Source organism: Arthrobacter sp. 2RAF6, assembly GCF_052115205.1.
Taxonomy (GTDB): Bacteria; Actinomycetota; Actinomycetes; order Actinomycetales; family Micrococcaceae; genus Arthrobacter.
Genome location: NZ_JBFRGF010000001.1, coordinates 233,175 through 247,802, shown reverse-complemented (window position 1 = coordinate 247,802; position 14,628 = coordinate 233,175). Strand labels below are relative to the sequence as shown.

At 63.4% G+C, this 14,628-nt stretch carries 14 protein-coding genes; 5 read left to right on the top strand and 9 right to left on the bottom strand.

Going from position 1 to position 14,628, the window contains the following annotated elements:
* The first annotated feature begins 182 nt into the window (after positions 1-182).
* The 3 genes from sigK (at position 183) to AB4Z38_RS01180 (ending at position 2,501) form a co-directional block, all read left to right on the top strand.
* A complete protein-coding gene (sigK, locus tag AB4Z38_RS01190) occupies positions 183-779 on the top strand; it encodes an ECF RNA polymerase sigma factor SigK (RefSeq protein ID WP_441428069.1) in 597 nt (198 codons plus the stop codon).
* 1 nt (position 780) lies between these two features.
* Positions 781-1,659: an anti-sigma factor gene (locus tag AB4Z38_RS01185; RefSeq protein WP_441428010.1), complete on the top strand. Its 879-nt coding sequence runs from the start codon at positions 781-783 to the stop codon at positions 1,657-1,659.
* An 80-nt stretch (positions 1,660-1,739) separates the two neighbouring features.
* Positions 1,740-2,501 (top strand): MerR family transcriptional regulator, encoded by a 762-nt coding sequence (locus AB4Z38_RS01180; protein ID WP_441428009.1) that lies wholly within the window; start codon positions 1,740-1,742, stop codon positions 2,499-2,501.
* A gap of 89 nt (positions 2,502-2,590) precedes the next feature.
* Here AB4Z38_RS01180 and AB4Z38_RS01175 read toward each other — a convergent pair whose 3' ends face one another.
* The 7 genes from AB4Z38_RS01175 to AB4Z38_RS01145 all read right to left on the bottom strand — a co-directional run bounded on the left by AB4Z38_RS01175 (position 2,591) and on the right by AB4Z38_RS01145 (position 9,081).
* Positions 2,591-3,964 carry a GntT/GntP/DsdX family permease gene (locus AB4Z38_RS01175; protein ID WP_441428008.1) on the bottom strand — a complete coding sequence of 458 codons (1,374 nt, stop codon included), beginning with the start codon at positions 3,962-3,964 and terminating at the stop codon, positions 2,591-2,593.
* Entirely contained in the window at positions 3,961-4,506 is a 546-nt protein-coding gene (locus AB4Z38_RS01170) for a gluconokinase (RefSeq protein ID WP_441428007.1), read from the bottom strand. Before AB4Z38_RS01170 ends, AB4Z38_RS01175 begins: the two co-directional genes overlap by 4 nt.
* Before the next feature lie 74 nt (positions 4,507-4,580).
* The gene (locus AB4Z38_RS01165; protein ID WP_441428006.1) at positions 4,581-5,360 is read right to left on the bottom strand and encodes a PIG-L deacetylase family protein; all 780 of its coding nucleotides are present in this window, start codon (positions 5,358-5,360) and stop codon (positions 4,581-4,583) included.
* Positions 5,361-5,365: 5 nt separating this feature from the next.
* Positions 5,366-6,319 carry an electron transfer flavoprotein subunit alpha/FixB family protein gene (locus AB4Z38_RS01160; protein WP_441428005.1) on the bottom strand — a complete coding sequence of 318 codons (954 nt, stop codon included), beginning with the start codon at positions 6,317-6,319 and terminating at the stop codon, positions 5,366-5,368.
* A gap of 14 nt (positions 6,320-6,333) precedes the next feature.
* A complete protein-coding gene (locus tag AB4Z38_RS01155) occupies positions 6,334-7,134 on the bottom strand; it encodes an electron transfer flavoprotein subunit beta/FixA family protein (RefSeq protein ID WP_441428004.1) in 801 nt (266 codons plus the stop codon).
* Positions 7,135-7,298: 164 nt separating this feature from the next.
* Positions 7,299-7,421 (bottom strand): hypothetical protein, encoded by a 123-nt coding sequence (locus AB4Z38_RS01150; protein ID WP_441428003.1) that lies wholly within the window; start codon positions 7,419-7,421, stop codon positions 7,299-7,301.
* Positions 7,408-9,081, bottom strand: coding sequence for a trypsin-like peptidase domain-containing protein (locus AB4Z38_RS01145; RefSeq protein WP_441428002.1), 1,674 nt, complete (start codon positions 9,079-9,081; stop codon positions 7,408-7,410). Before AB4Z38_RS01145 ends, AB4Z38_RS01150 begins: the two co-directional genes overlap by 14 nt.
* A 331-nt stretch (positions 9,082-9,412) precedes the next feature.
* Here AB4Z38_RS01145 and AB4Z38_RS01140 point away from each other — a divergent pair, with 331 nt between their 5' ends.
* Positions 9,413-11,488, top strand: a complete 2,076-nt coding sequence (locus tag AB4Z38_RS01140) for a TPM domain-containing protein (protein WP_441428001.1) — start codon at positions 9,413-9,415, stop codon at positions 11,486-11,488.
* 99 nt (positions 11,489-11,587) lie between these two features.
* Positions 11,588-12,376, top strand: coding sequence for a PspA/IM30 family protein (locus tag AB4Z38_RS01135; RefSeq protein WP_441428000.1), 789 nt, complete (start codon positions 11,588-11,590; stop codon positions 12,374-12,376).
* A 60-nt stretch (positions 12,377-12,436) separates the two neighbouring features.
* On the opposite strand, the gene AB4Z38_RS01130 is transcribed toward AB4Z38_RS01135, so the two are convergent.
* On the bottom strand, positions 12,437-13,573 hold the full coding sequence (locus AB4Z38_RS01130) for an acyl-CoA dehydrogenase family protein (protein ID WP_441427999.1): 1,137 nt from the start codon (positions 13,571-13,573) through the stop codon (positions 12,437-12,439).
* A 65-nt stretch (positions 13,574-13,638) separates the two neighbouring features.
* Positions 13,639-14,571 (bottom strand): cytochrome b/b6 domain-containing protein, encoded by a 933-nt coding sequence (locus AB4Z38_RS01125; protein WP_441427998.1) that lies wholly within the window; start codon positions 14,569-14,571, stop codon positions 13,639-13,641.
* Positions 14,572-14,628 lie beyond the last annotated feature (57 nt).

Genomic DNA, 14,628 nt, shown 5'->3' with positions numbered 1-14,628 from the left:
CACCCATCCAAAGCCCGCCCTGCGCCGAATACCCTTTGCAGGCACCAACAGCCTGGGCAGGCATCTGGTCTGCGATACAGGGCCGGTGGGCGACGTCCGCGGAAGGGGCGCAGGTGGCTACTCTCAAGACTGGTAATTCTTCTGGTGCTGCCAAGGTCACCAGCAACCTATGCTGGACGGTGATGGATACACCGAATGTGCGAGGCCCTGAGGCCCCCGGCCTGATTGAAGGCTCGAATGCGCAGCTTGCGGACTTGCTGGGGTTGATGGCCGACGGCGACCGGGTCGCCTTCAGCGAGTTCTATCGGCTCACCGCGCGTCGGGTCTTCGGCATGGCCAAGCGCGTTTTGGTGGATGCAGGGCTGAGCGAAGATACAACCCAGGAAGTCTTCATCCAGGTCTGGCAGAACGCGGCCAAATTCGATCCCGAGGCGGGCAGCCCGCTCGCGTGGCTCATGACCATCACCCACCGGCGCGCGATCGATCGTGTCCGCTCGGCCCAGTCCGCAACGGACCGCGAAGCGAAGTATGGGGCGGCGAGCCAACTCCTTGACCACGATTCAGTCGAAGAAGAAGCCAACAGCCGGCTTGAGGCCGAGGCTGTCTCCCGTTGCCTTGGCACCCTGACGGAAACGCAATTGGAATCCGTGCGGCTCGCCTACTATGGCGGGCTCACCTACCGGGAGGTCGCCGAACAACTCGGCGCAGCGATTCCGACCATCAAGTCCCGCATCCGCGATGGACTTCTCCGACTCAAGACTTGCCTGGGGGTGAGCTGACATGACCGAACACGATGACAACAAGCAGAATGCCGGAAAGGAAGGCCTCCGCAGGATGTTCGCCAGCGAAATAGCCACCGATCTAACTGAAGGCCGCGTCCTGGAGCTTGCCGAGATCTATGCCCTCGACGCCTTGAGCGACGCCGAGCGAGCGGAAATCGACAACTACATTGCCACCGCGCCCGAACGCCCAGCGTTCCTTGAGCGAGTCAGGCAGTCACGCGAAACCCTCGCGACCTCATTCGCCGACGAGGCCGAACCGCGGCCCGGGCTGTTGGAGGACATTCTGCGGCAGCTCCCGGAACAACCACGCGCTGCACAAACCGGCACAGCGTCCGCGCCGTCGTCGGTTCCCGAAGTGTCGACTGGCCCCGCAATGGAGATAGCCCCCGACGTCGTTGACCTCGCCGTTGCCCGGGACCGGCGGGATCGCCGACGCTTCGGCGGCGTCCGTGTTTGGGTGGCAGCCGCTGCGGCGGCCGCGGTAATTGCGCTTGGCGGTGTTGGGGTAGGCGTCTACGTGGCCGGGCAGAACGATCCCGTGAACCAGGTACTGCAGGCCGGCGATGTCCGGCAAGCCACCGTCAACGTCAACGGCGGCGGCACTGCCACCGTGTCCATCTCCAGCTTGAAGAACGCTGTGGTGGTCCGTATGAACGGAGTTCCCGCTCCCCCGGCCGGCAAGGTCTATCAGATGTGGCTCATTCCCAAGGACGGCTCCGACCCTGTATCCCAGGGGCTCATGGACGCCCAGGCCTTGAGTCATCCGGCGGTTGTCTCCGGCATTTCCAGCGCGGCGGCCATCGGCATCACGGTTGAACCCGTGGGCGGCTCCAAGAAGCCGACACTCCCGACGGTGGCCGCAGCACCCCTCACGTAAAGCGACGGGCGCTGCCCGGACATAGGCACTTGGTGACGGGGGCTTGACCTTGACGTAACGTCAACTTCTACGCTGGATGCATGAAGCAGGACAAGGCAGATACCTGGACCATTTCCGAACTGGCCAAGGCGAGCAAGGTCTCCTCGCGAACCTTGCGCCACTACGACCAACTCGGACTCTTGCAGCCTGCCCGCACGGGACACAACGGCTACCGGTACTACGGCCAGCCTGAGCTGCTGCGCCTGCAGCGGATCCTTCTGCTTCGTGAACTTGGCCTTGGGCTCGAGACCATCGGCGAAGTTCTGGATGGCCAGGCCGATCCTGTGGAGGCACTTGCCGTGCACAGGAACTGGCTGCAGGCCGAGCGCGACCGGCTGGACCGTATGTCCCGGACGGTCGACGCCACGATCGCAGCACTACGTCAAGGAGAAACCATGACCGCGGAAAACATCTTCAAGGATTTCGACAACAACCCCTACGAAGCCGAGGCGCGCGAGCGCTGGGGCGATCGGGCCGTCGACGAGAGCAAAGCTCGACACTCGGCGATGACAACGGCCCAAAAACAGGCCTTCATGGCGGAGTACGCTGCGCTGAACGAGGATCTAGCCCGCTGCTTCGACGCCGCCCTTCCGGCAGACCATCCGGACGTCCAGGCAGCTGTCGGCCGGCATTACACATGGATCTGCGCCAGTTGGACGCCCAACGCTGAATCCTATCGAGGCCTGGGACAGATGTATGTGGACGACCCCCGGTTCACCGCCAATTACGACAAGGTCCGGGTAGGTCTGGCATCCTACCTGCTCGAAGGCATCAAAGTCTACGCAGCAGAAAAGCTCAGTTAGGGCATACCTCAAGAAAGCAGAACGGCGGCCCGTCCCCACTGGAAACAGAGGGGGCGGGCCGCCGTCGTACTGACTGCCAAGCAGCTCCGCTAAATGATCAGCGAGAGCACCATGATAAAGCCGAAGCCGACCACCGAGATGAGCGTCTCCATCACCGACCACGTCTTGAACGTCTGCCCCACCGTGAGGCCGAAGAGTTCCTTCACGAGCCAGAATCCGGCGTCGTTGACGTGGGACAGGAAGAGCGAGCCGGCACCGATGGCCAAAGCAAGGAGTGCGGCGTGTGTCGGGCTCAGGCTGCTCGCCAACGGAGCCACAATGCCCGCAGCCGTCACAGTGGCAACCGTCGCCGAGCCCGTGGCCAGGCGAAGCGCCACAGCCACAATGAAGCCCAGGACCAGCACGGACATATTGGCGCCCTCGGCCCATTTCTTGACCGCGTCACCGACGCCGGCGCCAATAAGGGTCTGCTTGAAGCCGCCGCCTGCGCCCACGATCAACAGGATGGCGGCAATCGGTCCGAGGCTGTCGCCGAGCTTGGCGGTGATCTTGCTACCCGTGAAGCCGACGGCGTAGCCGAAGGTCACCATGGCGGCGAGCACGGCCAGGGTCATCGCCACGAGCGGCTGGCCCACGAAGTCAAGGACCATGCGGATCATGGGGGCATGGGCCGCGTCGGGCCAGACAATGTCCGCGACGGCCTTCAGGAGCATGAGCACCACCGGGAAAATGATGGTCAACAACGTGACGAGGAAGCTGGGCTGACGCTTTACTTCGCTGAGGTCGACGGCGTGCTTGGTGTCGACGCCGCCGGCCACCGCAGGAGCGTCAACTGGAACCCAGCGCGCGGCCAAACGGGAAAACAGCGGTCCACAAATGATGACCGTGGGGACGGCCACCAGAAGCCCCAATGCCAGGGTGGTACCCAGTTCGGCCTTCACGGCGCTGATGGCGATGAGTGGCCCGGGGTGCGGCGGGACCAGGCCGTGCAGCACGGACAAACCCGCGAGCGCAGGAATGGCAATGCGCATGAGCTTCATCTGCGAGCGCTGGGTGACCAGGACGATCACCGGAAGCAGCAGGACGAGGCCGATCTCAAAGAACATCGGGAGGCCGATGATGACCGCAACCAAGGTGATCATCCAGACCACCTTGTTGCCGCTGGCTTTCTCCAGCAAGGTGTCCACCACGCGGTTTGCGCCGCCGGAATCCGCCAGGAGCTTGCCCAGCATGGCGCCGAGCGCAATCAGGATGCCGACCTCTTTAAGGACGCCTCCCACGCCGTCCTCGAAGTTGCTGACGACCTTGGCCAGTTCCACTCCGGAGGCCAGGCCAACGAAGGCCGATCCGAGTACCAGGGAAAGGAAGGGGTGGACCTTGAATTTGGCGATCAGCAGGACGATCAGCGCAATGCCGATAGCCGCGACCACAAGGAGTTGGGTATCGTGCCCGGTCCAGTTCACGCTGCGCCACCGACCGCGTGGGCGGTCTGTGCCTCAAGGCCAAGCCGTTCGATGATTTCGTCTGCTTCTTCAGCCGGAGAAGCAGAGACGCACAGCGAGATGTGGTCCTCGTCCTCCGTGGGTGCCTCAAGTGCATCGAACTGTGATTCCAGCAGCGAGGGTGGCATGAAGTGACCGTGTCGCGAAGCCAGCCGGTCGGAAATCTTGTCCTTGCTCCCCTGGAGGAAGACGAACACGACGCCCTCGCCGCGCAGGACATCCCGGTAGCGCTTCTTCAAGGCCGAGCATGTGATGATGCCCGGCTTTCCTACTGCTGTACGCTCCTTGATCCAATCAGCGATGATGTCCAGCCAGGGCCAACGGTCCTCATCACTGAGTGCGTGCCCTGCCTGCATCTTTGCCACATTCGCTTCCGGGTGCAGGTCGTCGCCTTCGGCGAGGTCCCAACCCAGCCGGCCGGCCAATACGCCAGCCACTGTCGATTTACCGGAACCGGAGACACCCATGATCACCAATACCGGCTGTTGTGCAGTCTTCGCCATCAAAGTCTGCCTTCCTCAATTAAATATGATTTAAACGAGACTAAGCATATGACACAGGTTACACATCAGCAATTTCAGAATCCGGCGATGGTTTGGGAACCGTTGACTTCCACCACATGGAACGCCTCGGCGCTGCGCCCGCCGGGCATGCCGGCGCGCGAGGCATTATGCCGGAGCATGCCTCTGACAGCCCGTTCCATACCCTCCAGGTCGGGGTGCTGGCTCGCATGGATCCGGATGGCAGCCAGCTTCGCGTCGATGTGGTCGGTGACATCCACGAAATAGTTCTCACGGGTTTCGGGACCGGCGAAGAGCCACAGCCAGGGGAGCTTGAAGGCCTCGAGGCCGGCTTCCGCAAGTTCCGGGTAGGCGAAGGGGTTCTCCACCGCCGGGTACACCGCCCGTGTCACGATCTCCCCCACTGCGAGGTGGTCGGGATGGCTCTTCTGGATCCTGTCCCAATTGCGTTCCGGATGCATGGCAAGGACGACGTCGGGGCGGATTTCGCGGATGAGCTTCACGACTTCTTTGATGACCCCATGCGTCGGTTCCAGGTAGCCATCGCGCTCATGGAGGTAGTGCACGTCCGTCACGCCGACGAGGGCAGCGGCTTGTCTCTGCTCTTCTGCGCGCATGGAAATGATCTCTTCGCGGTGGGCAGGATCGAAACCTCCGGCGTCGCCGTCGGTCATGACGCAGTAGCTGACCTCGACGCCGGCAGCGGTCCAAGCGGCGATGGTGCCGGCCGCGCCGAAGTCGATGTCATCCGGGTGGGCGGTAAAACAAAGCACCCGCTCAACGCGCTCCGTGGAGGCGTTGAACGGGCTCTTTGCTGACGTAGCGTCAGAAGACAAAGGGATCAGCCTTTCCGCTTTTTGATCTCTTCAGTGGCCTGCGGAACAACCTTGAAGAGGTCACCGATGATGCCGAAGTCCGCGATTTCGAAGATCGGCGATTCAGCATCCTTGTTGATCGCGACGATGACCTTTGAGGTCTGCATCCCGGCCTTCTGCTGGATCGCCCCGGAGATGCCCGCCGAAATGTAGAGCTGCGGGGACACGGTCTTGCCCGTCTGGCCCACCTGGTAGTCATGGCCGATCCAGCCTGCATCCGTGGCGGCACGGGAAGCCCCGAGCGCACCGCCCAGTGCGTCGGCCAGTTCTTCCAGAGGACCGAAGTCGCCGTCGACGCCGCGTCCGCCGGCAACCACGATCCGGGCTTCGGTGAGCTCCGGACGGCCGCTGACCGGCTTTTCCGCACGGCCGGTGACCCGTGCGGCATTCGCGGTGGCATCGGCCGGGACATCGACAGTGACAGCTTCGGGCGTGCTTGCCGCGGCCGGGGCCTCGACGTCGACACTGTTCGGCTTGACCGTGAGCACGGCGACGGCGGTGCGCGCCTTGGCCGTGGTGGTGTATGAGCCCGCCAGGACCGACTTGTGGGCCGTGCCGTCGGCGTCGACGCCCACAACATCGGTGATGACGCCGGCGTTGAGCTTCACGCCAAGACGGGCCGCGATTTCCTTGCCGTCGGCTGTGTTCTCCAGCAGGACGGTCTGGGCTCCGGAGGCTGCAACTGCGGCGGCTAGATATGCCGCTTTCGGCGCAACTAGGTAGTCGTCCAGGTCCGTCGCGGACGGGCGGTAAAGAACCGAGGCTCCTTGCGCACCCAGGGCGGCCGCGACGTCGTCGTGCAGTTCGCCGTTGAAGGCGACCACCGCTTCCCCGAGGGAACGTGCGATCGTCAGGAGTTCAAGGCTGCTCTTCTTGAGCGCCGTGCCCGGGTTGTCAATGAATACAAGTGCTTTTGCCATGTGTCGGAATCCTCTTAGAGCAGCTTCTGGGCGGCCAGGAACTCAACCAGCTTGATGCCGGCGTCGCCTTCGTCGGTGATGATGGTGCCGGCAGTGCGCGGTGGCCGCGCTTCAGCCGTCTCGACGGCGGTCAGCGAACCCGCGGCGCCCACCTGCGCGGCATCGACGCCGATATCGGCCAGCGTAAGTGCCGTGATTTTCTTCTTCTTGGCTGCAAGGATGCCTTTGAAGTTGGGGTATCGCGGCTCGTTGATCTGGTCCGTCACGGATATCAACGCCGGCAAGGTTGCCTCCACAGTGTCCGCGTGGGCGTCACCGTCACGGCGCGCGACAACGCGTTCGCCATTGACCTCCAGGGAGGAGGCAAAAGTGACTTGCGGGAGTCCGAGCCGTTCTGCGAGCTGGGCCGGAACCAAGGACGTTTCGCCGTCGGTCGAGGCCATGCCCGTCAGGACGAGGTCCACGGGCGAGTCGGCGCCGAGATACCGGATTGCCGCGGCGAGGGCCAGCGAGGTAGCGGCGGCGTCGGAACCGGCCAAGGCGTCGTCGCTCAAATGCGCTCCCGAGGAGGCGCCGATCTGCAAGGACTTCTTGACGGCGTTCACCGCACCGGCGGGACCCATGCTCAAGGCGATCACCTCGTTGCCGGCCTTCGCACCTCCGCGGGCTTCGCTGAGCTGCAGCGCGGCTTCGAGCGCATACTCGTCCAGTTCGGACAGAATGCTCTCGTCGCGGTCCGTGGTGTTGCCTGGGCCGGTGAGGTGTCGGTCGAACTGCGCGTCCGGGACGTGCTTGACCAGAACAACAATCTTCAATGTATCTCCCACTGTGTTCGAGGCAGCCTTCCATACTCGGGGATGGCCAGCAACTAGGGGCATGGCCAAGAGTGCCCGGCGTACGGGCTCGTCCTAGCTAAGCATATTGCGGGACAAGTCGGACAACGCCGCCGCGTTAACTCCTGTTTCGTGGATCGCATCGCTTAGGGCAGCAAGAGCACACGACGACGGCGGGCCGCACCGATGGTGCCGCCCGCCGTCGTCGACTGCTTGTTGGTTTCCGTCCTGGAATCCGCTGCGATGGCGCAGCTGTTACGGCGCAGCATCCAGGGTCACGTCGAGCTCCTGGGACTGGCCGCTGCGCTGGATGGTCACCTTGACCGTTGCGCCTGCCGGCTGCTCACGGACGGCCGCGGTGAGCTGCTCCGGATCGGTGATGTCTATGCCGGCGAACTTGGTCACGACGTCGCCCACCTTGAGCCCTGCCTTCTCGGCTGCCGAGCCCTTGGTCACGGCTGCAACCTGCGCGCCCACTGAGAACCCGGAGCTGCTTCCCGTGGCCGACTTAGGCTGCACGCTGACACCGAACTGCCCGTGGGTGGCCTTGCCGTTCTTGATGAGTTCCTGCGCAATACGCTTCGCGTTGTTGATCGGGATACTGAAGCCCACACCAATGTTGCCGCTGGAGGAAGAGGAGGAACTGCTGCTCCCGGCGGAAGCGATCGCCACGTTGACGCCAATGATCTCGCCCTTGGTGTTGACAAGCGCTCCACCGGAGTTGCCCGGGTTGATCGGCGCATCGGTCTGGATCACGTTGAGCGAAACAGTGCCCTGGCCCGCACTGCTCTGGCCCTGGCCACCGCCTGGAGGGGCGAATTGGAATCCGCCCTGGCCGCCGTTTTGCGAATTGTCGGAGCCGCCGTTGGGAACAGCCGAGGACGCCACGCTGATGGTGCGGTTGAGCGTGGACACGATACCGTCGGTGACCGTGCCGGGCAGGCCGAGCGGAGCGCCGATCGCGATCGCGTTGTCCCCGACGTTGATCTTGCTGGAATCACCCAGGGTAGCCGGCACGAGGCCGGAGGCGTTGTCCACCTTGATGATGGCAAGATCCGAAAGCGGGTCCGTACCCACTACCGTCGCCTTCAGGACGCGTCCATCGCTCAACCGCACTTCAATCGCGGCATTGGCGCTGGCTCCGTCAAGGGTCACCACATGGGTGTTGGTCAGGATGTGGCCTTGGTCGTCGAGGATGATGCCCGAACCGGTGCCGCCCTGGCTTCCGCTCGAGGCCATGATGGTCACGACGCTTGGCGACGCCTTGGCCGCGGCTGCGGTGATGGCGTTGACGTTGTCCGTGTTGTTGACAATCACGGTTCCCGTCTGGCTGCTGCCGGCCGCCGCCGGGGTCCGGCTGTTCAACAATTGATCGCTGGCGGCCACAACGCCTCCGCCCACGAGACCGGCTGCCAGAATGCAGGCCACCAAGGTCCCGACGCCGAAGACCGGCTTGCGCTTCGGGCTGGCCGCCGGACCGCCCGGGTGGACCGGGAATTGCTGCGTGGGATAGTGCTGTGCAGGGTTCGGTCCCCCGTAGAAAGGCTGGTGCTGCGGGTAGGGATGCTGCGGTCCCGCGCTGTGCTGGGGCGCTCCATTCTGGGGCGCGCCGTTCTGGGGAGCGCTGTGCTGGGCCTGGATCTGCTCGGTGGCGTTTTCGGCCGGGCCCTGGGCCCAGGGCGCAGGAGCTACCGGAGTCTGTGCTGTGTATTCGGGCCTCGCAGGGTATTCGGGCTGCGCGGGGTGTTCGGGCTTCGCAGGGTGTTCGGGCTTCGCAGTGAAATCCTGACCCGGCTGGTATGCCGGCAGCGGGGCCGTGGGCTGGGAATTGGCTTGCTTGTCCGCTTCCGCCTGGCCGGCGCCCTCAGGACCATGGTTCTCAGGGCCATCGTTCTCAGGTGCGGCGCCCTGTGCTGGGTTCTCCGTCATGGGACTTCCTTTCTTCCTCGTCCCCTTAACTATCGTCGCTCTTGCTGGATCAAGAGTCGACGTTCGCTGGGAGCTTGCTGAACGCGTCATCGGAACGGTCCTGTGCCTTCGAATGGCACCGGCTAGCCCCCTCAACGCTGGAGAAGGGAAGATTTCTCCCCGTTTCGCTGGCGGCATATTTACCGCTGTGGACGCCCCAAAAGGTGCACCATAGTATCAAGTGGAATTGCCACAGCGACCTGCCGCTTGACAACCATGCGTGGGGGCGCTGACGCATTCTGTTTCGATTGTTCCGGCCCGGACCAATCGTAGACGTGCTGAAGGGTTGCACATGCGGTCAATGTTGAAACGTGTACTCGCCGTCATCGGCCTGGCTGGAATGCTGGTCCTCCCGGCCACCGCAGCCTGGGCCGCCGACCCGGTGACCATCCCGTCCGGCCAGAACATCGTGGACAACGCGAATGTTCTGGGCAACCGCAAGGGGGAGGTCCAGGACGCCATCCAGAAGCTCCTGAAGGACCACAAATACAACTTGTACGTGGTCACGGTGAATTCCTTCGACAACCCCTCATCGCCCGAAGCCTGGGCCACGGCAGTGGCCACCAAGAAGGGCATGGGCCGGTCGGATGTCATTCTGGCCATCTCCGCGGCCGGTCAGTACTATTTCGCACCCAACTCTGCCAGTGCGATCTATTCCAAGAGGTCAACCATTTCGTCCAATGCCATCGCGGCCAACCTGGGCGCAGGCAAGCGGGACTTTGCCCAGGCAGCCATCGACACCGCAGCCGCCGTCGGAGATGCGGCCAGCGGGGGCAGCGGCACGGTTCCGAGCGGCAACTCGGGTGCAGTGGTTTTGATCGGCGCGGGCGTTGTTGCGGCGGGCGGCGTGGGAACGTACTTGTACTTCCGAAACCGTCGCAAGAAGAGCCCGGCATCAGGAGCGAGCTACGGTCCGCAAGGGGAACAGCTCGATCCCCTGGCCTCTTTGAGCATCGCGGACCTGCGGCGCAAAGCCGGCTCCCTGCTCATCGAAGCGGATGACACCATCAAGTCCAGCGAGCAGGAGCTCGGCTTCGCCCAGGCGCAATACGGAGATGCCGCCGTCGGGAACTTCACCAAAGCGTTGCTGGAAGCCAAGAACCACATGACCGAATCCTTCAAACTGCAGCAACAGCTCGATGACCACATCCCGGACACCGAAGAGCAGCAGCGCACTTGGCTCGGCGAAATCATCCGACGCTCGGAGGCCGCCCTTGAGTCGCTGCGGGAGCAGAAGGCCGATTTCGATTCCCTGCGCGAGCTGGAGAAGAACGCGCCGCAGGCCTTGGCCACTGTTGCGGCCGGTGCCAACGAAGCCGAGGCAAAGATCAGCAGCGCGGAGCAATCGCTCAACGGCCTGCGCGAGAAGTACGCAGACAGCGCACTTGGCCATGTGAGCGACAACATCACCCAGGCCAAGGACCGGCTTGCCTTCGTTCAAAATGCAACAACCACGGCACAGGAAAAGCTCGCGACTGGTGAGAGCAGCCTTGCCGCAGTCGCAGTCCGCGCTGCGGAAGAGGGCCTGCACCAGACCAACGTGCTGATCGACGCCATCTCCAAGGTGGCCGGCAGCCTCGACGAAGCCCGGAACTCGCTGGAGGGCGCCGTGGTGGAGACCAGCCAGGATCTCGCACAGGCCAAGGCGATGATCCAGTCCGGCGAACACCCGGAGCTGGCTGGGCCGGTGGCCGGAGTCGAAGCCGCACTGGCGCAAGTCAAGATTGAAATCCAGGGCGGAAGGATCGATCCCATTGCCACTTTGGACCGCGTGGAGAAGGCCCACCAGGCCTTGGACCAGTCTCTCTCGGGAATCCGTGACCAGCAGGAACAGGCAAGGCGTGCACAGGCCGCGCTCCAGCAGACCATCATGGCTGCCCAGTCCCAGATCAGCGCCACCTCGGACTACATCGCGGCTCGACGCGGAGGCGTGGGCACCGAGGCGCGTACCCGCTTGGCCGAAGCCCAACGGAATCTCGACTACGCCCTGTCCATTTCCCGCAATGACCCGGTCACCGCACTGACGTACGCCCAGCAGGCCCAGTCGCTCGCCGCACAAGCCACTCAACTCGCCCAGTCCGACGTCGATCAGTTCGGCGGATTCGCCAACCAAGGCTACGGCCGTGGCGGCATGTTCGGTGGTGGAGGCAGCGGTGGCGGCCTCGGCGGAGCGATCCTCGGCGGCATCCTCATCAACTCCATCCTGCACGGCGGCGGAGGCGGCTGGGGCGGCGGAAACAACGGCGGTGGGGGCGGCGGTTTCTTCGGCGGCGACGGCGGCGGTGGAGGTGACTTCGGCGGCGGAGGCTTCTTCGGCGGCGACGGCGGCGGCGGCGACTTCGGCGGTGGCGACTCCGGCAGCTTCTAGCACCCAAAGACTAGGTGGGGGCCGTCCCCCGCGTAGAGCGGTACAAAAACTGATCACTGGATTCAGTGGGCACCACTGAGCAGGACGAAAGGCAACACCATGGTTAAGCAGTCCATTTTCGGGCGGATCGCACAGCTCGCCAAGGCGAATATCAATGCCTTGCTCGACCAGGCTGAGGACCCGCAGAAGATGCTGGACCAGATGGTCCGCGACTACTCGAACAACATCGCCGAGGCCGAGTCCGCCGTGGCGCAGACCATCGGCAACCTCCGCATGCTGCAGGCCGACTACAACGAGGACATCAAGAACTCCCAGGACTGGGGCAACAAGGCCCTCGCGGCCTCCCGCAAGGCGGACGAGTACCGGGCGGCCGGCGACGCGGCCGACGCCGTGAAGTTCGACAACCTTGCCAAGGTGGCCATCCAGCGCCAGATGTCGGCCGAGAACGAGGCCAAGGCCGCCGAGCCCAACATCGCGTCCCAATCGGAAGTCGTGGACAAGCTCAAGAGCGGTCTCGACCAGATGAAGGGCAAGCTCAACGAACTCACGAGCAAGCGCAATGAGCTGGTTGCCCGCTCCAAGACGGTTGCTGCCCAGACTCAGGTGCACGACGCCCTCAAGAGCATCGACATCATGGACCCCACCAGCGAGGTGGGCCGCTTCGAAGAGAAGATCCGCCGCGAAGAGGCCAAGGTCCTCGGCCAGCAGGAGCTGGCAGCATCCAGCCTGGACGCGCAGTTCAACCAGCTTGAGGACCTCGGAGAGCAGACGGAAATCGAGGCGCGCCTCGCGGCGCTGAAGTCGGGCGGCTCGAAGGCTGCTATCGGCGCCGGCGCCACGGCTCCGGCAGACGACACTGTGGACGAAGCCGACTTCGACAAGCTCTAGTCCCATCAACGAAGGGCCGGCCCTCCCGTGAGGTCCGGCCCTTCGTGCTTCCTGCGTGCTTTATGCCCCTACGGCGAGCCGTCCAACGATGAGTCTCATGATTTCGTTGCTGCCTTCCAGGATCTGATGGACGCGCAGATCCCTGGCAATCTTCTCAAGGCCGTATTCCGACAAGTAGCCGTAGCCGCCATGCAGTTGGATGGCCTTGTTTGCCACGTTGAAACCAGCGTCCGTAGCGACCCGCTTGGCCATTGCGCACAATCGCACGGTGTCCGGTGCGCCACGATCCAAGGCGTCAGCGGCCCGGAGGATCAAGGTCCTGGCAGTTTCGAGTTCCGTATCCATGTCGGCAATATCAAACAGGAGGGACTGCTGGTTGATGAGCGGGCCACCAAAAGCCGAGCGTGACTTGAGGTAGGCGATCGACTTATCCAGGGCCGCCTGGCCGCCTCCCACGGAACAAGCGCCCATATTGACCCGGCCCCCGTTGAGGCCCTTCATGGCGATGCCGAATCCGCTGCCTTCCTCGCCAAGCCGGTTAGCCACCGGGACCCGTACGTCCTCGAAGATGACCTGACGGGTGGGCTGGGCATTCCATCCCATTTTCTTTTCATTCGGGCCGAAGGACAGGCCCGGCGCGTCCGCGGGCACAACGATTGCGGTGATGCCCTGGCTGCCCGTGTCCGCAGTCCGTGCCATGACCACATAGACACTGGAAGCTCCTGCACCTGAAATGAACTGTTTGGTGCCGTTAAGAACGTAACTGTCGCCGTCGAGCACTGCTTTGGTGCTCAGGGCGGCCGCGTCCGAGCCGGCTCCCGGCTCCGTGAGGCAATAGCTGCCCAGCGCCTCCATGGACGCAAGCTGCGGCACCCATTTGGCCCGCTGCTCGTCGTTGCCGAAAGCGTCGATCATCCACACCACCATGTTGTGGATCGAGATGTAGGCCGCGATGGTGGGGTCTGCCTTGGACAGCTCTTCAAAGATCAGCGCCGCATCCGTGCGGGAAAGCCCCGAGCCGCCGAACTCTTCACGGACATAGATGCCTCCCATGCCGAGGGTGCCCGCTTCGCGCAGGACATCCACGGGGAAATGCTTGGTCTCGTCCCATTCCGCGGCATGCGGCGCAATGGCCGTTGTGGCGAAATCGCGCACCATCTCCACCACGGCTTGCTGGTCTTCTGTGAGCTCAAACATTGGCACTCCTTTGCAGTTCGTCCCAGTTTTCCGGGGTGTCCGGTGTTCCCGGCTATTCGGTGCGTTTACTTGCTGACTTTGCCCATCAGCGAAGCGACGGGGCGAAGGAACAGCGGCCTCGCAAGGAACCACGCGCCCACAATGACCAGGAGGGATACGGCGAAAATGCCGAAACCAACCCAATTGATATCGTCGCTGCCGCCATACATGTGGTTCAGGTTGCGCAGCGCCCCGGTGGCGAGGACCAGGGTGACGTGCACGATGGTGAAGAGCACGAAGTACACCATCACCGGGAAATGCACTGCCCGGGCGAGTTCGATGGGATAGATCTTGTTCACCGTGCCGGCCTTCTTCGGCCATGCAGAGGACGTGCGCAGGCCTGTGATGATGGCAAGCGGGGCGGCGATGAAGACCGTGACGAAGTAGGTCAGCAGTTGCAGGGCGTTGTAGTTCACCCACCCGTCCTCAGTGGGCCAGTTCAGGGATGCGTACTGGAGGGCGGCGGAAATGGCGTTCGGGAATACATCCCAGCTCGTGGGGATGATCCGCATCCATTGCCCGGTGGCAAAGATCACGATGATGAAGACGATGCCGTTCAACACCCAGAGGGCATCCAGGGTCAGATGGAACCACAGGTCCAGGCTGATCTTGGTGGGCGCATTCTTGGTCCGGATGAATCCTTTGTTGTTGCGGGTCCATTGGGCCGGCGGCCTCTTGGCCGTGCGGACCTGCCAACCGGACCGGACGATGAGCACCATGAAGAAGACGTTCAGGAAGTGCTGCCATCCGAGCCATGCCGGGAAACCGACAGGAGCGTTCTCCGGGAGGCTGGATGCGCCTGGGAAGTCGTGCAAGAACGACTGCACACCCGACAGGCCCGTCAACCACTTGGCCAACAAGACGATGAGCAAAAGTACGAGCAGCACGCCTGGGACCACCCAGAGGGGTTGGGACCATTTGTTCTTGGCTGCTGTCGACTTTTTGGCGGGGGTGGACATCTTCTCAGACACCTCTCGGAAGAACTTTGCAATCAGGGACGCATCAAGCTAACAGGC